This window comes from Actinoplanes derwentensis, from assembly GCF_900104725.1.
GTDB lineage: Bacteria > Actinomycetota > Actinomycetes > Mycobacteriales > Micromonosporaceae > Actinoplanes > Actinoplanes derwentensis.
Genome location: NZ_LT629758.1, coordinates 1009064 through 1031700, shown reverse-complemented (window position 1 = coordinate 1031700; position 22637 = coordinate 1009064). Strand labels below are relative to the sequence as shown.

15 protein-coding genes and 1 pseudogene are annotated in these 22637 nt (G+C 69.5%); 7 read left to right on the top strand and 9 right to left on the bottom strand.

Going from position 1 to position 22637, the window contains the following annotated elements:
* Positions 1–10 precede the first annotated feature (10 nt).
* Together mgrA and BLU81_RS04540 are read right to left on the bottom strand one after the other, a co-directional pair.
* Positions 11–1012, bottom strand: a pseudogene (mgrA, locus tag BLU81_RS04545) (L-glyceraldehyde 3-phosphate reductase); the annotation flags it as partial.
* 8 nt (positions 1013–1020) lie between these two features.
* Complete coding sequence (locus tag BLU81_RS04540) at positions 1021–1866, bottom strand: aldo/keto reductase (RefSeq protein WP_092541890.1); 846 nt, start codon at positions 1864–1866, stop codon at positions 1021–1023.
* Between the two features lie 109 nt (positions 1867–1975).
* Here BLU81_RS04540 and BLU81_RS04535 point away from each other — a divergent pair, with 109 nt between their 5' ends.
* Positions 1976–2917, top strand: coding sequence for a TIGR03620 family F420-dependent LLM class oxidoreductase (locus BLU81_RS04535; RefSeq protein ID WP_092541888.1), 942 nt, complete (start codon positions 1976–1978; stop codon positions 2915–2917).
* 151 nt (positions 2918–3068) lie between these two features.
* Here BLU81_RS04535 and BLU81_RS50250 read toward each other — a convergent pair whose 3' ends face one another.
* Entirely contained in the window at positions 3069–4148 is a 1080-nt protein-coding gene (locus BLU81_RS50250) for a saccharopine dehydrogenase NADP-binding domain-containing protein (RefSeq protein ID WP_231954158.1), read from the bottom strand.
* Between the two features lie 41 nt (positions 4149–4189).
* On the opposite strand from BLU81_RS50250, the gene BLU81_RS04525 reads away from it, so the two are divergent.
* Positions 4190–4804 carry a TetR/AcrR family transcriptional regulator gene (locus tag BLU81_RS04525; protein ID WP_092541886.1) on the top strand — a complete coding sequence of 205 codons (615 nt, stop codon included), beginning with the start codon at positions 4190–4192 and terminating at the stop codon, positions 4802–4804.
* A 465-nt stretch (positions 4805–5269) separates the two neighbouring features.
* On the opposite strand, the gene BLU81_RS04520 is transcribed toward BLU81_RS04525, so the two are convergent.
* The 6 genes from BLU81_RS04520 to BLU81_RS04495 all read right to left on the bottom strand — a co-directional run bounded on the left by BLU81_RS04520 (position 5270) and on the right by BLU81_RS04495 (position 13219).
* Complete coding sequence (locus BLU81_RS04520) at positions 5270–7510, bottom strand: ABC transporter permease (protein WP_092541884.1); 2241 nt, start codon at positions 7508–7510, stop codon at positions 5270–5272.
* Positions 7507–8190: an ABC transporter ATP-binding protein gene (locus BLU81_RS04515; RefSeq protein ID WP_092541882.1), complete on the bottom strand. Its 684-nt coding sequence runs from the start codon at positions 8188–8190 to the stop codon at positions 7507–7509. The genes BLU81_RS04520 and BLU81_RS04515 overlap by 4 nt, the downstream gene beginning before the upstream one ends.
* Positions 8187–8714 carry a PadR family transcriptional regulator gene (locus tag BLU81_RS04510; protein ID WP_092541880.1) on the bottom strand — a complete coding sequence of 176 codons (528 nt, stop codon included), beginning with the start codon at positions 8712–8714 and terminating at the stop codon, positions 8187–8189. The genes BLU81_RS04515 and BLU81_RS04510 overlap by 4 nt, the downstream gene beginning before the upstream one ends.
* Before the next feature lie 66 nt (positions 8715–8780).
* Positions 8781–9959, bottom strand: a complete 1179-nt coding sequence (locus BLU81_RS04505; RefSeq protein ID WP_092541878.1) for a cysteine desulfurase-like protein — start codon at positions 9957–9959, stop codon at positions 8781–8783.
* On the bottom strand, positions 9956–10768 hold the full coding sequence (locus BLU81_RS04500) for a LacI family DNA-binding transcriptional regulator (RefSeq protein ID WP_092541876.1): 813 nt from the start codon (positions 10766–10768) through the stop codon (positions 9956–9958). The genes BLU81_RS04505 and BLU81_RS04500 overlap by 4 nt, the downstream gene beginning before the upstream one ends.
* Complete coding sequence (locus BLU81_RS04495) at positions 10769–13219, bottom strand: glycoside hydrolase family 2 protein (RefSeq protein ID WP_092541874.1); 2451 nt, start codon at positions 13217–13219, stop codon at positions 10769–10771.
* Positions 13220–13313: 94 nt separating this feature from the next.
* Between BLU81_RS04495 and BLU81_RS04490 the strand changes: the two genes are divergently transcribed.
* The 5 genes from BLU81_RS04490 to BLU81_RS04470 all read left to right on the top strand — a co-directional run bounded on the left by BLU81_RS04490 (position 13314) and on the right by BLU81_RS04470 (position 22553).
* On the top strand, positions 13314–15449 hold the full coding sequence (locus BLU81_RS04490; RefSeq protein ID WP_092541872.1) for an alpha-galactosidase: 2136 nt from the start codon (positions 13314–13316) through the stop codon (positions 15447–15449).
* Between the two features lie 142 nt (positions 15450–15591).
* The gene (locus tag BLU81_RS04485) at positions 15592–16881 is read left to right on the top strand and encodes an ROK family transcriptional regulator (RefSeq protein ID WP_092541870.1); all 1290 of its coding nucleotides are present in this window, start codon (positions 15592–15594) and stop codon (positions 16879–16881) included.
* Positions 16882–17038: 157 nt separating this feature from the next.
* Complete coding sequence (locus BLU81_RS04480) at positions 17039–18469, top strand: GGDEF domain-containing protein (protein ID WP_092541868.1); 1431 nt, start codon at positions 17039–17041, stop codon at positions 18467–18469.
* Between the two features lie 135 nt (positions 18470–18604).
* Positions 18605–20110: a flavin monoamine oxidase family protein gene (locus tag BLU81_RS04475; RefSeq protein ID WP_231954156.1), complete on the top strand. Its 1506-nt coding sequence runs from the start codon at positions 18605–18607 to the stop codon at positions 20108–20110.
* Between the two features lie 139 nt (positions 20111–20249).
* Complete coding sequence (locus BLU81_RS04470; RefSeq protein ID WP_157751229.1) at positions 20250–22553, top strand: tetratricopeptide repeat protein; 2304 nt, start codon at positions 20250–20252, stop codon at positions 22551–22553.
* The last annotated feature ends 84 nt before the right edge of the window (positions 22554–22637 follow it).

Sequence of the window (22637 nt, the reverse complement as noted above, 5' to 3'; positions counted from 1 at the left end):
AGATCCACTGTCACTGGTTGCTGGAGTTCGCCCACAGGTTGATGCCGGACTCGGTGGCGTACTTGTCGATCTCGGCCAGCTCGTCGGCGGTGAACGCGGTGTTGTCCAGGGCCGCCACGTTCGCCTCCAACTGGGCGACACTGCTGGCGCCGAGCACGGTCGAGGTCATCCGCGGGTCCCGCAGCACCCAGGCGATCGCCATCTGCGCCAGGCTCTGACCACGCCGCTCGGCGATCGCGTTCAGCCCACGGATCTTGTCCAGGTTCTCGGCACTGAGTAGTTCGGTGCCCAGCGACTTGTCGGCGTTGGCCCGCGAGTCGTCCGGCACCCCCGTGAGGTAACGGTCGGTCAGCATGCCCTGCGCCAGCGGCGAGAACGCGATGCACCCGGCACCGGCCAGCTCCAGGGCGTCCAGCAGGCCGTCCTCGATCCAGCGGTTCAGCATCGAGTACGACGGCTGATGGATCAGCAGCGGTGTGCCCAGGTCACGCAGGATCGCGGCGGCCTCGGCGGTCTTCGCGGGCGAGTAGGACGAGATGCCCACGTACAGCGCCTTGCCCGCTCGTACCGCCGCGTCCAAAGCCCCCATCGTCTCCTCGAGCGGCGTCTCCGGGTCGACGCGGTGCGAGTAGAAGACGTCGACATAGTCGAGGTTCATCCGCTTCAGCGACTGGTCCAGGGAGGCGGTCAGATACTTGCGAGAACCCCCGTTGCCGTACGGGCCGGGCCACATGTCGTAGCCCGCCTTGGTCGAGATGACCAGTTCGTCGCGACGGCCCGCGAAGTCGGTGGCCAGGATCCGGCCGAAGTTCTCCTCCGCCGACCCGTACGGCGGGCCGTAGTTGTTGGCCAGGTCGAAATGGGTGATGCCCAGCTCGAAGGCCCGGCGCAGGATGTCACGCTGAGTCTGGATCGGCTTGTCGTCGCCGAAGTTGTGCCACAGGCCGAGCGAGACGACGGGCAGTTTGAGGCCGCTACGGCCAGTGCGTCGGTATTCCACGGTTTTCCTTCTACCTCCTTCTACTTCAGAACCGCAAGATCATCGGTGGTCAGTTCGAGGCTGTCGGCGGCGGCCGAGTCGATGATCGTCTCCGGGCGGCTGGCACCCGGGATCGGGATCGAGACCGGCGACTTGGCCAGATGCCAGGCCAGGGCCACCCGCTGCGGGCTCACCCCATGCCGCTCGGCGACCTCGGCGAACGCGCCGCCCAGCGAACCGGCCGCCTTGATGCCACCCAGCGGCGACCACGGCAGGAACGCGATACCCAGTTCGGTGCAGAGTTCCAGCTCCGGTTCCGATGAACGGAACGCGGGCGAGAACTGGTTCTGCACCGACACCAGACGGCCACCCAGGATCTCCCGCGCCTGGCGGATCTGGTCCGGGTTCGCGTTGGAGATACCGGCCATCCGGATCTTGCCGGCGTCCAGAAGGTCCCGGATCGCGCCGATCGAATCCGCGTACGGCACCGCCGGGTCAGGCCGGTGATACTGGTACAGACCGATCGCGTCGACACCGAGCCGCTTGAGCGAGTCCTCGCAGGCCCGCTTCAGATAGTCCGGAGACCCGTCGACATACCAGCTCCCGTCACCGGGCCGCAGGTGCCCGCCCTTGGTCGCGACCAGCACCGCCGAGGTGTCGCCACCGTACGAGGCAAGCGCGTGCGCGATCAGCGTCTCGTTGTGCCCGACCTCAGCCGCGCCGATGTGATAGGCGTCAGCGGTGTCGATCAGGGTGATACCCGCGTCCAGCGCGGCGTGAATGGTCCGGATGGAACGGTCCTCGTCCGGCCGGCCCTCGATGGAGATCGGCATCCCACCGAACCCGATCGCGCTGACCGGCACATCACCGATACGACGACTCTGCATGGTTCCTCCCGATGGTTGAACGGCTACCTCCCTTGTATCCCCGATCAGGCCTCATCGAACAGAAAAAGCTGACCTACTGTTACGCCACCGACTCCCGAAGGAGAAACCGATGAAGAACTTGGGCCGGTACGGGGTGTGGACCCCGTGGCAGATCTGGCCGGACGATCCGAACGAGATCGCGGACGCCGCCCAGGAGATCGAGGCACTCGGGTACGGCACCGTGTGGATCGGCGGCAGTCCCCGCGACGACCTGCAGATCGTCGAAGCAGTGCTCGCGGCCACCAGCACCATCGTGGTCGGCACCAGCATCGTCGACATCTGGACCAGTGACGGCCCCCGCCTGGCGGCCTCGCACACCCGGATCCGGCGTTCCTTTCCCGGCCGCTTCTACCTGGGTGTCGGTTCCGGTCACGCGCCGACCGCCGAGTCCCGCGGGCAGGCCTACACCAGGCCACTGTCCCGATTGAAGGAGTTCCTCACCGGCCTTTTGGCCGCTTCACCCGCTCCATCAGCTGCGCCCGCTTCACCCGCTTCACCCGCTTCACCCGCTTCACCCGCTTCACCCGCGAACGAGCTGATGATCGCCGCGCTCGGACCGCGCACTCTGGAGACGGCGGCTTCGCTGACCGCTGGCGCCCTGCCGTACCTGATGCCGCCCGCACACACCGCTTCCGCCCGGCAGATCATGGGCGACGGTCCGCTACTGGCCCCCGAACAGAAAGTCCACCTGGGCGCCGACCCCGAGGCGGCCCGGCAGGGCGGCCGGCGGGCGCTGCGCCCCTACCTGTCGCTGCCCAACTACACCCGGCAGCTGACACGTTTCGGCCTGACCGAATCCGACCTGACCGGCGACGGCAGCGACCGCTTCATCGACTCAGCCGTGGTCTGGGGCCCCGACGACCGAATCCGCACCGGCATCGACGCCCACCTCACCGCGGGCGCCGACCACGTGGCGGTACAGGTGCTGCTCGACTCCGGCGCCCCACGTTCCCTGCCCCGCCCCGAATGGCGCCGCCTGGCCAGAATCCTCAAGCTCCCCAAAACCACGTGACCCCCAGCAGGCCCCCCACCACCACACTCAACAAAAGACCCCAAACACCCCTTTCCGGTACGCCCGGCGCCCTTTCGTCCTCCCCTTTCGTGCCACGCCTCCCGTCACGATCGCGCCGTATCCCCAGTCACGATCACGCCGCGCCTTTCTGTCACGATCGCGCCGGGTGGAACTGGAAACCATCCGCGGCGAGGATGGTCAGGAATTCGGCCGGTTCGACAAGGTCCTCGATGTGGGCAATGCCAGGACGCAGGCCGGGCAGCTGCCGAATCACGTGAGCGGCGAACAGCCCCGTGGCACGGCTCTGCCGGTTGCCGGTAAACGCCGCCCGCACGTCACCGGCCTCAGCGATCACCGCGAAACCGTCGGTGCCCAGGTGCAGACCGCCGAAGACCTTCTCGGTCAGCGGGCGAAAAGCCGGCCGGTGCAACAGTCTCGCGATGGCCGGCCGATTGGCCAGACCGAGCAGCACGGTAGACACACGCGAGTCCAGCGCCAGCCCAGTCCGAACGTCCGGCAACCCTAGGGTGTACTGGTCAGAGAAGGGAAACCGGCGAACCCGCCGCCGCCCGTACGGCGCCGGAAATTCCGCCGCCCAAGCCCCGCCCTCCTGCCCGAGCCCATCAACGGTCCACCCGACCGCCGCGGCCCCATGCTTCTCCCCCGACCCGAGCAGCACACCGATCCGCACAGGTTGCCCAGGAGCCCGCTCACTGACATACCGAGCAAGCAGGTTGCTCACCCCAGGCGCGATACCGACACTGAGAACCGCGGTAGCGTCCCCCACCCCCGATCCCGCGAACGCACTACCGCCCGCCACCCAGGACCCCGCGATCCCGCCTTCCGCTCCAGCAGCCCTGGCCTCCTCTCCCATCCCCAGCCCCACGCCCCGGAACGCAGGCGCACTCACCCGCTCGGGACGCAAGGCCTCGATCGCGGTGAGCACTGCCGGGGTCGCGGAGATGTCGACGTAGTCGATGCCTCGTTCGAGGGCGGCCCGCGCGACCCGGGCATTGCCGATCTCGGCACACATGAGAACCGCGCTGACCCCGTCGAGAGCCGCCTCGACCTGGGCAGAATCGGTCAGGTCGACGCGGATCGCCTCGGTGCCCGCCGGCGCCTTGGCGGGGTTACGCCCGGCCACCACGACGGTCGAGTGCTCAGTGAGGGCGACGGCCGCCTCTCGGCCGACCGCACCGTACCCGCCAAGGATCAAAGTTTTTGTAGTCACGCTCTAAGAATGTTTTTGTAGTACCGCTATAGTCAAGCACTGTGACCGGAAAGACCGACGGGCGTGCCGAGCGGGCTCGCGCCACCAGAGCCCGCATCACCGCCGCCGCGACCGCGACGTTCACCACGTCCGGATACGCCACGACCAGCATCAACGCCATCGCAGCGGCGGCGGGGGTGAGCGAGCAGACGGTGTACTACTCGTTCGGCAACAAACGAGCCGTCCTAGCCGCCGCCCTGGACCGGGCAATAGCCGGCGACGACGAACCGACCCCCACGCTGGAGCGCCCGTGGGTCCAAGCCGCACTCGCCGAGCCCGACTCACACCGCCAGATCGAACGCCAGGTGGAAGGCGTCGGCGAGGTGCTACGACGCGCCGCCCGCCTGCTCGACATCATCCGCAACGCCGCCACCGACCCCGAACTGGCCGAAGTCTGCGCGACCGCTATCGGACATCACCACGAGGTCCAGGGAGTCTTCGCAAAAGCATTGAGCACCAAGGCCGAATTACGTACGGACCTCAGCACCGCCACCGACACCAGCGTCGCCCTGCTCTCCCCGGAGACATACCTGCTGCTCGTGGACCACTTAGGCTGGCCCCACGAACGCTGGCGCATCTGGGCAGCAGACTGCCTGATCCGAACCCTGATCACCTGACCTCACCGCCGAAGAAAACCACCAAACGGCAGACCACCAGTCGGCAGACCACCAAACGGCCGTCTACCAGACGGCCGACCACCAAGCGGCAGCCTCTCCGAGGCACGGGCCGCCTGGCCACCCTCGCCCAGGCCACCGCATGACACGAAGCCCTCACTCCCAAGGCCCAAAGGCCACTCCCGTGTGGTCAGCCAGAGTGGACTCGCACCCTGACAGACCACACAATCCCAACCGCGGAGCGCCACCCAGACGTCTCCGACCCCACCGCCTCGCTCACCCTGACCGGACCTGCCCGCGTCGCCCTGCTCCACCGGACCGGACGGCATCACCCCACTCCGCCAGGCCGGACGGCATCACCCCACTCCGCCAGGCCGGACGGCATCACCCCACTCCACCGGACCGGACCGTGTCGCCTCGGCCAATCGGACCGGATCGCGGCGCGCCGGCCGGCCGGGACGGAGGGGATCACTCGTTGCGTAGGTTGCCGGGGCGGGTCAGGCGCATCAAGGAAGGCAAGGCCGCGGCTGTGGTGCCGAGCACGACCAGGACGGCGACCGCGGACGTGGTGCCGATGCCGAACCAGTCGATGGTCACCGGGGCGTCCACCGCGGTCATCATCACCGCCGCCAGAGCACTGCCCAGGGACACCGCCAGTGCCATCCCGATCAAGACCGGGATGGTGGCCTGGTACAGGACGGAACCGGTCAGGGTGCGCCGGCGGGTGCCGAAGGCCACCAGGACCGCGAGGACACGGCGGCGTTCGCGGAGCTGTTCGGCGACGTTGACGAGCATGCTCGCGCCGATCAACACCAGCAGGACGATCGTGCCGGCCAGCAGACCTTGCCGGGATGTGCGCATCACGTCGGCGATGGTGGCGTTGCCCGGGTCGTAGACGAGGGCCTGCGGATCGAGACGCGCAGCTGTGTTGCGCAGTTGCTCCAAGGCGCCGAACTGGCTCGTGTCGAGGTCGACGGCGTAGGTGGATTCCGTCTCCGGGATGTCGCCACCGGCGATCGCGCCGGTGGTGACCAGGAGCATCGCGCCATAACCCAGCACCGAATCGGCACCTGTCGCCTGCTTGGTCGGGGCCGGCGGGGTCCAGGTCCCACCGTCTCGCAGCGTGTATTCGGTCCGGCCCTCGGGGACGGCGATGCCGTAGACGTCGCCGTCAGCGCAGGCGCTCATGTCGGCGTAGCGGTGGAGGGCCTGGCAGTCGCCGATATGGATCGCTGTCGAGTCCCCGGAGAGCTCTCCGAAGACGGTCCGGATCGTCCGGGTCTCCCGGACGCCCGGGGTCTTGCTCAGCGCGGCCGTCCAGGCGCTGTCCGGGATGTCGGTCGTCGGCGAGATCTGGTGGTGGAACCGGCCGGTGGCGGAGTCGCTGGGGCCGACCACACTCTCGATGCCGGAGACCAGTCCCTGCAGGGCGATCACCCCGGCGACCGAGACGGCGATGCCGGAGACAGCCCGGACCGCGGTGCCGCTGTCGAACTGGAGGCGGCGGATCGCCAGCTCCCAGGCCAGACTGCCGCCGCCGAGCCGGTCCACGGTAGCTTCGACCAGCCAGGGCAGCAGCAGCGCCAGGCCGATCAACAACAGCGCCACCCCGCCCGCGGCCTGGAACTCCACGCCGCTCGAACCGTCTTCCAGGCCGTTCCTGAGCGGCCAGAGCAGGGCCACGCCGAGGACCGGCAGGACCAGCCGCCACCACAGCCGCCGGCGCACCGTGGTGCTGAGCCGGACCACACCGAGCGGTTCCACGACCACCCGGCGCATCGCCGACAGGGTGACCAGCACGGCCACCGCGGGCACCGCCACCACGATCAGGGCGACCAGCGCGGGCACAGGTCGCATGTCGTACAGGTAGAAGCTGAGGGCACCAGTCGCCCACCGGTTCGCGGCCAGGGCCGCCCCCACCGCCAGCACCGCACCGAGGCCCAGCCCGAGCACCGCACCGGCCAGGGTCTCGCCGGCGGCGATCCGCCTGGTCATCGAGGCGTCCGAGCCGACCAGCCGCAGCGCGGCCAGCCGCCGGTCTCGGGCCTCGCCGCCGAAACGCACGGCGCTGGCCATGAAAACCATCACCGGCATCAGCAGCACCACGATGCCGACGGCACCGAGCAGAAGCATCGCCGGAGAGGTGCCCTCGCCGTCATCGGCGCCGCCAGCCCCGAAGCGGTCGATCCGGTAGCCGGTCTCCTCGGTGAGGGTGTCGGTGCCCAGGTAGAAGGCCAGGTCGGCGGGACCTCGCAGACCCTGCTCGCCGATGGTGCCGACGATGGGGGCATCCCACCGCTGGGCGAGCAACGGGTTGTCCCGGATCAGGTCGGCCAAGGCTGGGGAGACGATCATCTGGCCCGGTTTCGGCAAGGTGGTCACGCCCGGCGGGATCGGCGGATTGGCGCCTTCCGGCTGGAGCATCCGCCCGTGCACGGAGTCGCTGCCGAACATGGTGGTGGCGATGCCGATCAGCAGGGTGTTGTCGCCTTTCGGCGGGCTCTCCTGCGGGTTTTCGCTGCGGGCCTGGTCGCGCGCGGTGGCCGCCCCGATCGCGGCGGGCAGGGCCGCGATGGACAGCAGCACCGCGACGCCGATGCCCACCCCGGCGGCGATGAGGGCGAGTCTGGTCCAGCCGGACCGGCCTCCGGCGACACTCATCCGCGCGCCGAGCCCGAGCTCGAAGAACCACCGCCGGATCAGCGTCATCGGACGAACTCCTGCTCGCGGACCCGGCCGTCGCGGACCACGGCCTCCCGATCGGACCAGGCCGCGACCCGGGCCTCGTGGGTGACCAGCACCACGGCCGCGCCGGTCTCCTTGGCGGCCGCGATGAACAATTTCATCACCAGCTCGCCGTTGAGGGAGTCCAGTGCGCCGGTCGGCTCGTCGGCGAAGACGACTCGCGGCTGGGCGACCAGCGCCCGGGCCACCGCGACCCGCTGGCCTTGGCCGCCGGAGGCCTGGCCGGGACGTTTCTGGGCGACGTCGCCGACCTCGAGGCGATCCAGCCACTCGCCGGCGATCCGGTGTGCCTCGCGGCGGCCGGTCCCGGACAGGCGCAGTGGCAACGCCACATTTTCCAGACAGGTCAGCTCCGGCACCAGCTGCCCGAACTGGAACACGAACCCGAACTCGCCCCGGCGAAGCGTGCTGCGCTCACTGTCGGACATCGCGGTCAGGTCCCGGCCGGCATAGGACACCTGGCCCGCCTCTGGGGAGAGGATGCCGGCCAGGCAGTGCAGCAATGTCGACTTACCAGAGCCGGACGGTCCCATCAGGGCCACCACTTCACCGGCCCGCACGTGCAGGGAAGCGCCGTCGAGCGCCTTGGTCTCGCCGAAGTTCAGGTGCAGGTCCTCGGCGCTCAGGAGGGCTTGCTCAGTCATCGGGACTCTCCGTAGGTGGCGGCCAGGCGGTCCAGGCGGGCGGTGGTCAGCTCCAGCCAGCGCAGGTCGGCTTCCAGGTGGAACAGGGCGTGGTCGCAGATCAGCTCGTCGGCGAGGTCACCGGTGGCTTTGCGGCGGGTCAGCTCGCGCATCAGGCGCAGGTGCTCGCCGCGCTGGCTGTCGAGGACCTCGGCGGCGTCCCGGCCGGTCAGCAGGGCCAGCACCACCTTGGTGTAGAGCGTGCTCTGCAGGTACGGCTCGGGTTTCTCCGGTCGGGTGATCCACTCGGCGACGTCGGTGATCCCGGCGTCGGTGATCGCATATCTCTTGCGGTCCGGTCCGTCGCCCGGCTCGGACTCCACCTCGACGAGCCCGTTCTTAAGGAGGCGGGCCATCGTCGAGTAGACCTGCCCGTAGTGCAGGGAACGGTCCCGCCCGAACGTGTCGTCGTAGGTGCGCTTGAGGTCGTATCCATGCCGGGGGCCGTTCTCCAGCAGTCCCAGCAGAGCGAAGCTGACTGACATGCCGACGACTATACACACGGTTTATAAACCGTGTGTATAGTCGCCTCAGGCGTGAAGAAACGCCGCTCAGGCGGCTGATCGGAAGGCGGCCAGCCCGTGGAGAAGCCGGTCCACCTCGTCCACCGTGTTGTAAGCGGCCAGTCCCACCCGCAGCGCGGGATTCGGCAGTTTGAGGGCTTCGAACGGCTCGTGGGCGTAGAAGGACCCGGCCGGCGCCAGGACGTCCCGGGCGGCCAGGAAGAGCTGAGCGTCGCGGGCGTCCTGACCTTCGAAACTCATCAGCAGCGTGGGCGTCCGGTCGGCGGCCTTCGAGTGGAGGGTGATGCCGTCCAGGCCGTTCTCGATGCGGGCCCGCAGCATGCCCTCGTGCGCGTGCAGTGCTTGAAAGGACTGGACCAGGCGCTCCCGGCGCGTGCCCGAGTAACCCGAAGCGAGGAAGTCGACCGCCGCGGTGGCGCCGGCCAGTTGCTCGTACGGCAGGGTGCCGAACTCGAAACGCTCGGGCACGGTGTCCGCCGACGGGATCAGTTTGTCCGGCCGCAGCGTCTCCAGCAGCGCCGGGTCGGCGGCGAGGACACCACAGTGCGGGCCGAGGAACTTGTACGGCGAGCACACGAACAGGTCGGCGCCGAGCGCGGGCACGTCCACGAACCGGTGAGCGGCGTAGTGCACCCCGTCCACGTAAAGCAGGGCGCCGACCGCGTGGGCCATGTCGGCGATCTTCCGGAGCGGGGTGACGGTGCCGAGCACGTTGGAGGCCGCGGTAACCGCCACCAGCCGGGTGCGGGGCGAGAGTTCCAGGGAGAGGTCGAGTTCGGTGGTAGCGGGGTCGATCTCGATCCAGCGGACCGTGACCCCGGTGGCGGCGGCCGCCTGGATCCACGGGCGGACGTTACTGTCGTGGTCGAGGCGGCTGACCACGATCTCGTCGCCGGGCTGCCAGGTCTTGGCCAGGTGCCGGGAGAAGTCGTAGGTGAGCTGGGTGGCGCTGCGCCCGTGCACGATGCCGTTCGCGGGCACGCCCAGCAGGTCGGCGTAGGCGGACCGGAAGTCGGTGACGGCCCGGTCGGCGTTGCGTTCGGAGATGCTGACCGCGCCCCGGTTGGAGAGCGGCCCGGTCATCGTCGCGACGATCGCCTCGGCGACCGGGCGCGGGGTCTGGGTGCCGCCGGGCCCGTCGAAGAAGGCCAGGCCGGAGTCGAGAGACGGGAAGTGGGTGCGGAAGGCGGTGACGTCGAAGCTCACCGAACCGACTCTATGCTGGCCCGGCGCAGGACCCGGACCGGTGGGCCCGGGTACTCGGCAGGCGCGGCACCGTCGAGGGCGGCCAGGACGACACGGCCGAGGACCCGCCCGTGTTCGTGCACGTCGATGCTGAGGGCGGAGAGCGGCGGCACGGCGAGTTCACAGAGCGGCGAGTCGTCGTGAACGAGCAGGCTGACCTGGCCGGGGACGTCGATGCCGGAGTTGGAGGCGGCGACGGCCATCACGTCGTTGTCGAAGACGACGGCCGTGGGCGGCGGGGTGACGGCGAGAAGTTCCCGCACCCCGCGGATCCCGGCGGACGCGCTGTAGTCACCTTCCACCAGGTGCACCCGGATGTCGTGTCGCGCGGCCGCGAGAAGCATGGCGGCCGTCCGGTCGGCGGTGTGGACCAGGTCGGCGGGCCCGGTGACCCGGCCGATGACGCGGTGGCCCAACTCCGCCAGCAGGTCCACCGCGACGGTCAGGGCGCCCGCGTCGTCGGTCACCACCCTGGCGAAACCGGGGTGGTCGGTGCGCCCGGCCAGCACCGCGGGCAGGCCCAGCGCGGCCAGGAACTCCGGTCGCGGGTCGTCGTGGACAAGGTTGACCACGACGACGGCCCGCACAGTGTGGTCGCCGGCCCAGCGTCGATAGGTGTCCAGCTCGGCCTCGACCGACGGGACGACCAGCAGCAGGACGGTGAGGCCCCGCGGAGCGAGGGCATCCTCCATGCCGGCGATCAGCTCCATGAAGAACGGCTCGACGCCCACCCGGGCGGTGCTACCGGTGAGCACCAGGCCGATCAGCATTCAGCCGACCTTGGCCGGGCTGGTCAGGACGTTCGCCGATCGCAGCACCTCGGGGGCACTGAACGTCTCCGCGTCGACTACAGAATCCGTCAACACCTGAAAAGTATGGTTCTCCCCAGGAAGGAGATCGATGAGCATGTCGTCGACGACGGCGTCGGGAGCGACCCGGTCAGCGAGGACGGCGACGTCCCGGGCGAACGATGCCGCGGTCACGGTCACCGAGTAACCACCTTCGACGGCGACCGTGTGTGCCCGCACCGCAGCGGGGTCGTAATTGAGGTCCTTGTCCTCGGCGAACAGATGCGTGGCGCGAAGCCCGCCGGCGTCGGCGACCAGCGCCTCCCGGGTGGGGTCGGAAGCAGCGAGCAACGAGGGGGCAATATCGATGAGGGTCACCGAGCGGGGCGTCACCGAGACGTCCGAGCTGATCTCGGCGAGGACCGTGCCGTCGAAACGGAGTCGCCGGAAACGGGCGCTCTCGCGCCACGGCAGATCGCTGTCGTTGATCACTGCGAGCAGCGTGCGGTCTCCCCGGCGGACAAACGAGACCCTGATTGCGGCGTACGCCCGGCGCAGCGCATACCAAGCGGGTTTGAGCCGTCCCGCCCCGTCGACGACCGCCCACGAGGTGACCGGCCAGCAGTCGTTGAGCTGCCAGATGATGCTGCCCATGGTTCGTGGAGCATGACTGCGCAGGTGGTCGACGGCGTAACGGGTGGCGCGGGCCTGGTTGAGCTGGGTGGCCCAGTGCCAGTCACCGAAGTCGGCGGGGACCCGCATGTGGTGGGCGAGCCCGCGGTCGAGTTTGCCGTTGCCGTCCTCGGCTTTCTGGTGCAACAGGAAGGCGGCCGATTCCTTGCGCAGATCCTCGGGGGCGAGCGCGGCGGTCAGGGTGGCCCAGGTCGGCGGCGCCTGCCAGCCGAACTCAGAGCAGAACCGGGGCACGAAGCCGTCGTGGTGGGTGTAATCCTGCCGGTTCCAGGCCTCCCACTCGTGCCGGGTGCCGTGCCGGTCGTCGTTCGGGTGCACGTCCTCCGGCGCGAAACCGGGGCTGGACGGGCTGCCCGGGTGGTACGGCCGGGTCGGGTCGAGTTCGGCGAGCAGCGCCGGGAAGTCCTCGTAGTAGTAGCGGGCACCCCAGGTGGCGCCGTTCAGTGCTTCTTTCCAGCCCCAGTCCTCGTGACCCCAGATGTTCTCGTTCCCGCCGTTCCACAGGATCAGCGACGGGTGCGGGGCGAGCCGGGCGACGTTCTCCCGGGCTTCGGTGAGGATCTCGGAGCGGAGCGGCTCCTCCTCGGAGTAAGCCGCGCAGGCGAGTGGGAAGTCCTGCCAGACGAGGACGCCGCGTTCGTCGCACACGTCGTAGAAGTCACCGGTCTCCCAGATGCCGCCGCCCCAGACGCGCAGCAGGTTGGCGTTGGCGGCGACGGCCCGGTCCACCGAGGCTTCCAGGCGTTCCCGGGTGATCCGGGTGAGCAGGTGGTCCTCGGGGATCCAGTTGAGCCCGAGGACGAAGATCTCGGTGCCGTTGACCGACAGAGCGAAGCGGCTGCCGTGTTCATCGGGGCTCTCGTCGAGCTGCACGTCACGGAACCCGACTCGGCTGTGGTGCTCATCGAGGGTCTCGGTGCTGTCGCGCAGGGTCACGGTGACGTCGACGAGTGGCTGGTCGCCGTAACCGGCGGGCCACCAGAGCGGGGCGTCCGGCACGGCGAGTTCGACGGCGCCCTGGTCGATGCCGCCGGGCAGTTCGATGACCGCGGTGTGCTCGCCGGCGGTCACCTCGACCGTCACCGGGACGTCCGCGGCGCGCTCCAGGTCGATGTGCACGGTGAGCCGGTCGCGGGTGGCGAGCGGGCGGACGGTGGCCAGCCGGGCGGTGTGCCAGCGTTCCAGGCGCACGCTCTTCCAGATGCCGGCCGTCTGCAGGTCCGGGCCCCAGTCCCAACCGAAGGAGCAGGCCATCTTGCGGACGGCGTTGAACGGATGATGGTACGGCCGGGGCCGGCTGCCCAGCTCCCGTTCGCTCTGCTCGGCGTAATCGAGGGCCGAGTCGAAACGCACACTCAGCGGGATGCCGCCGTCGTGCAGCAGGTGCCGCACGTCGAAGCGGTAACTGCGGTGCATGTTCCGGGTCCGCCCCACCTCGGCCCCGCCGAACGACACCGCCGCCACCGTGTCGAGCCCGTCGAAGACCAGGTCGACGCGCTCGCCGTCACCGGCCGGCGCGGCGGTCACCACGGTGTCGTAAATCCAGGCGCTGCGGTGGAACCAGGCGAGATCGGCCTCGTTGCCGCCCAGGTAAGGGTCGGGGATCAGCCCGGCGGCGAGCAGATCGGTGTGGACCGTGCCGGGCACCGTCGCGGGCACTGGGGAAGCGGCGATCCCGGACGGGATGGGGCCACCGGCTGCACGGACGGTCCAGCCCGTGTGCAGGTCGGTCTTGAGCATCGGGTCGCTCCTCAGGGGTTGTCGCCGAGCCGGGGTTCCCACATTCTTAAGCAACTGAACGAAGCCCGTCAACGCTGGTGGAGGCGTCCTCCCAATGACCGATCTGGTGCACCTCACCGCTGCCGGGACGAGTCTGGTGCTGGACTGCCGGGGCCCCGCACTTCCCTCGATCCTGCACTGGGGAGCGGCTCTCGGCACCCCCAAGGAGCCGGATCTGCTGGTGGCCGCCGCGCCGCAGCCGATCGGGTTCTCCGTCGACGGGGCGGCTCGGGCCGGGATCGTTCCCGAGCAGTCCGCCGGGTGGCTCGGCCACCCCGGGCTCGCCGGGCACCGGGACGGCCGGGCCTGGTCCAGCGCGTTCGAGTTGACCGGGGTGGTCCAGGGCTCGTCCGGCGTACTCATCAATGGTCTTGATCGGGAAGCCGGGCTGGCGCTGGCCATCGAGCTGGAGTTGTCGCCGTCCGGGGTGCTGCGGGCGCGGACGCGGCTGACCAGCGTCGCGCCGGGGACCTATTGGCTGGAGCACCTGACACTGTTCCTGCCGGTGCCGGGCGAGACCACCGAACTGCTCGACTTCACCGGTCACCACCTGCGCGAACGTTCGCCGCAACGGACCGCGTTCACGCACGGGCTGCGGGTCCGGGAGAACCGCACCGGGCGCACCGGATACGACTCCGCCTATCTGCTGTGCGCCGGGACCGCGGGATTCGCCAACCGGCACGGACAGGTGTGGGGGTTGCACACCGCGTTCTCCGGCAACGCGCGGACCGTCGCCGAGCGTAACTATCACGGGCATTCCGCGCTCGGTGGTGGCGAGTTGCTGCTGCCCGGTGAGGTGGGCCTGGGCGAGGGTGAGTCCTACGAGACGCCGTGGATCTACGGAGCGTTCTCCGCGGACGGGCTTGACGGCCTCTCCGCGCGCTTCCATGATCTGCTGCGCGCCCGGCCGCATCATCCGTCCCGGGCGCGACCGGTAGTGATCAATACGTGGGAGGCCGTCTACTTCGACCACGATCTGGAGCGCCTGACCGCCCTGGCTCAGGCCGCCGCGTCGGTGGGTGTGGAACGGTTCGTGCTCGACGACGGCTGGTTCGGGTCACGGCGCGACGACACGTCCGGGCTCGGCGACTGGACGGTCTCCGCCGACGTGTGGCCGGACGGGCTCACCCCTCTCATCGACGTGGTCCGTGAGCTGGGCATGGAGTTCGGGCTCTGGGTCGAACCCGAGATGATCAATCCGGATTCGGAGCTGGCGCGTGCCCACCCAGACTGGATGATGGGCACCGGTCACCGTCTGCCGCCCGCCGCACGGTCGCAGCAGGTTCTGGACCTGCACAACCCGGCGGCGTACGAGTACATCCGCGACCATCTCGACACGCTCCTGACCGAGAATGACATCGCCTACCTCAAGTGGGATCACAACCGCGATCTGGTCGAAGCCGGGCACCCGGCGACCGGGCGGGCCGGAGTCCACGACCAGACCCGGGCCGTCTACCGGCTGCTCGACGAGTTGCGTGCCCGGCATCCCGGGGTGGAGATCGAGTCGTGTTCGTCCGGCGGCGGGCGCGTCGACCTGGAGATCCTCGAACGTACCGACCGGATCTGGGCCTCGGACTGCATCGACGCGCACGAGCGGGTGGCCATCCAGCGGTGGACCTCGGTGTTGGTGCCCCTCGAACTGATCGGGTCGCATGTCGGCTCCCCGGAAGCACACACCACGCACCGCGCACTGCCGCTGGACACCCGAGCGGCCGTCGCCCTGTTCGGCCATTTCGGAATCGAGTGGGACCTCACCGCGGCGTCCGCTTCCGATCTGTCCCGGCTAGCCGAATGGGTCGCCCTCTTCAAGGAGGTTCGGGGGCTGCTGCACTCCGGGACGCTCGTTCATGGGGACGTGGCCGATCCGGCGTACTCGCTCACCGGAGTCGTCTCCCCCACCGACGCCCTGTTCGCGCTGACCGCGACCGCCACCAGCGTCTCCTACCCACCTGGCGCGGTGCCCCTGCCCGGCCTCGCACCGGACACCCGCTGGCACGTGCGGCCCCAGCCACCCGGCGATGTCGCCGACGGCAACGCCGCAGCGTGGGGAGCCGCGCTACCCTGGTGCACCCCGCAGGGCGTGCGCCTGAACGGGCGCGTGCTCGGTTCCGCCGGCCTGCGGCTCCCGGTCCTCTACCCGGACCGTGTCCTGCTGATCCGCGCCACGGCGGTGCCCGGGAAAGCCGCATGAATTCTCGGAGGCACCGCATGAGCATCCGCGCGAGTTTGTCGGGGAGCGCCGTGCGGGCTTCTCCGCGAGTTCTCGGGGAACGCCGTGCGAGATTTCGGGCAGCGCCGCATGGGTTTCCGCACGAGTCTTCGGGGAGCGCCGCGTGAGTGAGACAGTCGGCGAGGTGCCGGGTGGCCGTCCCGGTCGTGGGCGTCGGCCGGCGGCTCGCGAGAGCGTCCTCGACGCCATTCGCGCCGCCGAACAACTGAGCCGTGTCGAGCTGGCCTCGATCACCGGCCTCACCGAGGCGGCGGTGTCGATGACGGTGCGTCGCCTGCTCGATGAGGGGCTGCTCGTCGAGACCGGCCGTACCCCGACCGGCGGTAAACCGCGCACCATGCTTCGCCTGGATCCGGCCGCCCGCCTGTCCGTCGGCATCCACCTGGACCGTGACGTGACGACGTTCGTCCTGACCGGTCAGACCGGTGGCGTCATCTCCCGCCTGGCTCGCCCGGCCGGCCTGGCCCGCCCGGCATCGGCGAACGGTCACGGTGGGGTGCCGGGTTCGGGTGTGAATCGCACCCGAACCCGGCACACGGAAGAGCCAGTTGTCAGCGGTGGGCTTCTCGCGCACCTGACCGACGGCATCGGTCTGCTGCTCACCGCGTCGGGTGTGGATCGTGCTCGCTGTCTGGGCATCGGGGTGGTCTGGCCCGGACCTCGCGACGACGTACCCCATCTGCGCGGCTGGGACGCCACCGAGCTGGGCAAACGCCTCACCGAGGAGAGCGGCCGGCCGGTGCTGGTGGAGAACGACGCGACTGCGGCGGCGGTCGGTGAGTACTGGGTGGCCCGGGTCGGTGCGGACCGGGCGTTCGCGGCCCTGCACATGGGCGCCGGCATCGGTGCCGGGATCGTCGTCGAGGGCCGGGCGTTACGCGGTGGCCACGGATCGGCCGGCGAGTTCGGCCACATGTGCGTCCAGGTCGACGGCCCGGAGTGCTGGTGCGGCAGCCGAGGGTGCCTCGAAACGCTGGCCGGCCCGCGGACGGTGGTCGAGGCCGCCCGCTCCGACCCGCGCGCGGTCGCCGAGGCGGGTCTCGCACCGGGCGTACCTCGCGGCGTGACTGCGGATTTCGCCGCGATCGCCCGGGCGGCCCGCGCCGGAGCCCCCCGCTGTCTGGCATTGCTGGAGGACTCGGCGAGGTATGTGGCGGCGGCCGCCGAGTCAGTGGTCAACCTGCTGGACATCGGCCTGCTGGTGCTGACCGGCCCGGGGTTCGCGGCGGCGTCGTTCGTCTACGGCCCGGCCATCATGCGCCGGATCCAGCCCGCCGACACCCGGACCTGGCACCGCACCGTCACCGTCACCGTCTCATTGGCCGCGGCCACCGCGTCCGCGACCGGGGCTGCAGCACTGATCCTGCAGTCCGACCTGCGCCGCCAGGGGTAGCGCACCCGCGATCGGAGGCCGGGACCGGCCACCGAAGCCGTCGCCGGGCGAGCACTCAACCCGAAGGCGGGACCCGCGACCCGAGTGCGGGCCGGCCGCCGAGGGCGGCGCCGGGGTGAGGACTCAGCTCTGGGCGATCGGGGTCGAAGATCCTGATATGAGGGCTGGCCTGCCGGTGGTAGCCGGGATCGGTGTGGCTTGCCAGGTGGTACTGACCGCTGCGGGCTTCCCGCAGCCGCTGCTGATGGCTGGCAGCGTTGTCGCTGTCGTCGTCGCCGCCGCTGCTCTGTGGGTGCTCGGGCGGCGGGCGGCCGGCGCGAGCGGACGAGAGCGCCTGGCCTGGGCGCTGGTCGCCGCCGGAATGCTCTTGTGGCTGGTGGGCACGGTGCTGAGCCTGATCACCGCCGCGCAACGTGACCAGAGTCCGCCCCCACAGCCGGACGCGATCATGGGTGGCCTGGGCACCATGCTGGCGATGTTGTGCCCGATCGTCGGGCCGAACGCGGCTCTGGCGTGGCGGGAACGGCTGCGGATGGCCGCTGACGGGGCCATGGCCGCCAGCGCGATGTTCGTTCCGGCGTGGGCCTATCTGCTCGCCCCGGCGTACCGGAATGTGGGTGGGCTCTTCACCACCATCATGGCCGTCGCGGTGTGCATGCACATCTGCACGACGGCGATGTCGCTGGTGCTGCTGTCCCGGCGCCGGGCCGACGGCACCAACGCGTACACGATGCTCGCTGCCGCGTTCGGGTGTTTCGGCATCTCGACCATCCTCTACTCCAGCTTCGTGCTGCGCGGACTGTCCAACCAGATAGCGTCGGTGTCGGCGCTGATGAGTTTCGCCACGTACCTACTGTTGCGGATGGGGCGCTATCCGATGCCGACGGACGTGCCACCGTGGGGCGGTGCCGCGACCGGGAGACGAGCCCTGTTGCCGTACGCACCGGTGCTGTGCGCGTTTCCGGTGGCGGTGACCAGCTGGTTCACCGGCATGTTCGACGGGGTGCTGTTCGCCGCCATGGCGGTGCTGTTCGTCCTGGTTCTCCTGCGTCAGTTCCTGGCCTTGTACGGCAATTCGCTCCTGCTGGCCGAAGTCGACGAGGCCCGCGCCGAACTGCAGTATCAGGCCACCCACGACCACCTGACCGGATTGGCGAACCGGAAGTACCTCTACGAACACGCCGCCGCCTGGGGACGAACCGGCGAGCCGGTGACTCTGCTGCTGCTCGACCTGGATGGCTTCAAACAGATCAACGACCGTTTCGGGCACGCCGTCGGCGACGAGGTGCTGGTCGAGGTGGCGGACGTGCTGAACGCCGCGGTACCGGCCGGGCACACGGTGAGCCGGCTGGGCGGCGACGAGTTCGCGGTGGTGCTGGAGCCGTCGCCGTCACTCGCCGAGGCGGCCGCCCTCGGTGAACGCCTGGTCGCGGAGATCAGCGCGAAGGGACGGGTCGGCGCCAGTGTGGGTCTCGCCTACGAGCCGACCGGCCGCGCCACCCTGGGTTCGATACTCAGCGACGCCGATGCCGCGCTCTACCGGGCGAAGGCCGCGGGCAAGGGCTGCGTCGTACTCAGCGCTTCGTGACAGCGCTTGTAATAGCCCCGCAACAGTTGACGGACGTCGATGCAATGCGGCGTGACGACACTCGGGCTCATGCGCGATGAGATCACTCGACGTAGATTCCTGTCCGCGGTGGGTGTCAGTGGTGGTGCCGGGGCCATGTTCGCCACGATGGGGGCACTCGGGCTCGCGCCCGCGCACGCCGCCACACCGGCGTTCCGGGCACCCAGCCCAGCCGACTTCCACCTGACCGGGCGCGCGGCCCGCAAGGTGGTGATCCTCGGTGGTGGCATCGCCGGGCTGGCCGCCGCTTACGAGCTGGGCAAAGCCGGTTACGACTGCACGATCCTGGAAGCCCGGGACGTCACCGGTGGCCGCAACTTCACGGTTCGCGGCGGGACCGTGCAGACCGATCTGGACGGGCACACCCAGCGGGCCGAATACTCCCCCGGCACCTATCTCAATGCCGGCCCGGCCCGCATCGCCCAGTGGATGGTCACCCTGGATTACTGTCGTGAGCTGGGCGTTCCGATTCAGCCGTTCGTCAATGCCAACGCGGACGCGATGATCTACAACGAGGCCACCGGCACACCGATAAAATATCGGACGGCAAAGGCCGATGTGTACGGGTATGTAGCCGAACTGCTGGCCAAAGCCACCGACCAGGGTGCCCTGGACAGTTCGCTGACCAGCACGGACAAGGCACGGCTGCTGTCTTTCCTGGAAGGATTCGGGGCGATCGGATCAGCCCACGAATATCGCGGCACGAATCGGCGGGGCTTCACCACGTACCCGGGCGCGGGTTTGAACGAAGGCACTCCGCTGCCCGGGCCACCGGCCCTGTCGGACGTTTTCGCCAGCAATGTGGGCCGCTACTTCAGTTTCGAATTCGGCTACGACCAGGCGATGATGATGTTTCAGCCGGTCGGTGGCATGGACCGGATCGCCTCCGCGCTGACCACCGCCGTCGGCAGACATCGGGTGCGGCTGAGCGCCGAGGTCCTGGACGTGACCGGCCGCGCCTCGGACGTGACGGTCACCTACCGGCAGGGTGGCCGAACGCGGACGGTGACGGCCGACTTCTGTGTGGCCACCCTGCCGCCGCACCTGATGGCCCGGGTGCCGCACAACCTGGGAGCCGACGTCACCGCAGCGCTGTCGTCGTTCCCGGCCGCGGCCTCCGGCAAGATCGGCCTGGAGTACCGCAGCCGCTGGTGGGAGACCGACCTGCGCATCTACGGCGGCATCACCGAGACGGATCTGGACCTGGCCCACGTCTGGTACCCGTCGCACGACTTCCACGCCGCGCGAGGCCTGATCGTCGGCTACTACAACACCGGAACGGCGGCCCGGACGTACGGCGCCCTGTCCCCCGCCGAACGCACCGAACGTGCCGTCATGCAGGGCGTGAAGATCCACGGCGAGAAGTACCGCACCGAGCTGGCATCGGCGTTCTCGATAGCGTGGCACCGGACGCCCTACTTGGAGGGCGCGTGGACGTCCCCGCCGTGGACCACCCCCGGCTACCGTCTGCTGCTGCAACCGGCCGGCCGCGTCTATTTCGCCGGCGACTGGCTGAGCCACGAGGTCGCCTGGCAACACGGTGCTTTCGTCTCCGCCCGCGCCGCGGTGTCCGCTCTCCACCAGCGCGTCCTCTCCCCGTGACCGCCCGCTGAGTCCCAGCGCCATCACCCTCGAGCCGTACCGGCTGATCCCGGTGGTGTCATGGCGGGGTCTTCGGGGAATCAAGAAGCGCCACAATGGAATCCCGGTTCCGCACATCCATTCACGTGGAGTGGTGCACATGGTGCTCGATACGGTCGGCCCGCACGCGGATCTCCTAGCCCTGTTCGCCATGCTGCTCAACCGGACATTCGAGGCTTCCACCAAGCCCAAGACGGTACGCAGGGAGATCGCCAAACGGGCCGGCATCGGGCCGAGTCACCTCAGCGAACTGCTGAACGGGCGGAAGAAGCCGCCGCCGGACACCGCCCGGCGGCTGGTGACGGCCATGAGCGGGTCGAAGGCCGAGGCGCAGAAGGCGTTCGAGTTGGCCGAGGACATCGTGACCTCGGCGGAGAATGCTCGCAGGATTCGGCGCACCCGAGCGCCGCACCTGCTCAAGCCCTCGCCGGACGGCTTCGTGGGCCGGCTGCCGGACCTGACTGAGCTCTCGCGGGCAGCGGACGTCGCCGGGCGCGGGCAGCCGCGCCGCACAGCAACGCTGATCACCGGGCAGCCTGGAGTCGGCAAGACCTGGCTGCTGCGGCACTGGGCGCGCCTGCGGGCAGCGAAGTGGCCCGACGGTTGCCTCCATGCCGACCTTCGCGAGTTCGCATCCGTCGGCGCGGTCCTGCACGGATTCCTCTCCGCCCTCGGCGTTCCCGCACGGTCCATCCCGGAGGCGATGAGTGCCCAGGTCGCGCTCTACCAGGAGATCACCACCGGACGGCGGCTGCTCGTCGCGCTGGACAACGTGACCGCAGACGACGACCTTGAGCCGCTGCTGCCCGGCGAGGGGCCGCACACCGTCGTGGTGACCAGCCGGGACAGGCTCTACGACCTGGTGTCGATGCACGACGCCGCGGTGCTGCATCTGGACGTGTTGACCGAGGCGGAATCGCGCACGCTGCTGGCCGCCCGGATCGGCCGGGTGCGAACGGCCGCCGAGCGGGAACCCGCCGAGGACCTGATCCGGATCTGCGCCGGTCTGCCGCTGGCGTTGAGTCTCGTCGGCGCGCAGGCTCGGATGCACCCGACCTGGCCTCTGACGCAGATCGTCGATCTCTATCGGAGCAGCGCATCCCCGGTCCGTGCGATGACGAGCAGGAATGCGGACCTGAACCTGATGGCCGTTCTGACGTCCGGATACCTGGGCTTCGGCCCGCAGGCCCGGTTCGCTTTCCGCATGCTCGGCCTGGGCAACGGGGTCGAACTCGACCTGGATGCGGTGGCCAGCCTTCTGGCCCTCCCGCCGGAATCAGCCCGTGGCCCGTTGACCGTGTTGAGCGATGCCAGCTTCCTGGAGGAGCCGGAACGGGGCCGGTACCGGATGCACGACCTGATGTGGTCATTCGCCGCAGAACGCGCCGCCGAGGAGGTCGCCGACGACGAGCGGACCGCCGCCCGGCGTCGCCTCGCCGAGCATTTTCTCGGCATGGCGTTCCAGGGCGATCGGCTGCTGAGCCCGCAACGACCACCGATCACGGTCGCCCGCACCGAAGCGGACGTCGCTATCCAGCCGTTCGCCACCGCCGACGCCGCACTGGACTGGTTCGAGATCAACGACGCCAATCTGGTCGTCACACAACGAACCGCCGTGAAGCACCAATGGCGGACCATCACCTGGCAGTTGGCCTGGAGTCTGGACAACTACCAGTACCGGCGCGGGCTGATCGCCCGCCATGACGAGACCTGGCAACGTGGGCTCACCGCCGCCGAGGAGGACGGCGCCCCGGGGCCGATCGCGCTGGCTCGCCTCTGTCTCGGCAACATCCGCGCTCGCCAGGGTCGCCACCGAGAGGCGCTGGAACTGCTGGAACCGGCCATTCGGCACTTCGAGCAGACGAGCGACACGGCCAACCTCGCCCAAACTCACCGAGCCCTTCACTTCGCCTGGGACGACGTCGACACCGAACGGCAACTCGACCACGCGGAGCGCGCCCTGGCCCTGTTCCTGGAGGTGGGTCAGCAGTCGTGGATCGCCATCGGCCTCAACGCAGTCGGAGAAGCCCATGCCGACGGCGGCCACTATGACCTCGCCCGGACCTTCTGCGAACAGGCTCTCGCCTTGCACCGACAGCTCGGGAACCGGTCCGGCGAGGCTGCGACGCTGGACAGCCTGGGTATCGTCGCCGAGGGAGCCGGTCGCCTGGATGAGGCAGCCGAGGATCTGGTCGCCGCGGCTGAGATCTACCGTGAACTCAAGAACGTCTCCTCGGAGGCGAACACCCTGGCCCGGCTGGGCCGGGTGCTCGTCGCCATGCCGTCGCGCGAGGACGAGGGGCGCGGACGGCTTCGGCAGGCTCATGAGATGTATGTGGAGCAGGGCCGAGCCGCGGAGGCCGAACGGGTGCGGCAGGGGCTCGACGGCAGTTCGATTCGCTGACGTTCACCGTCTCGATCCAGCATGACCGCAGCTCAGGAGCCATTTTGACAATGTTCCGTTCGCTGGACGGCGCTGGCGAACGCG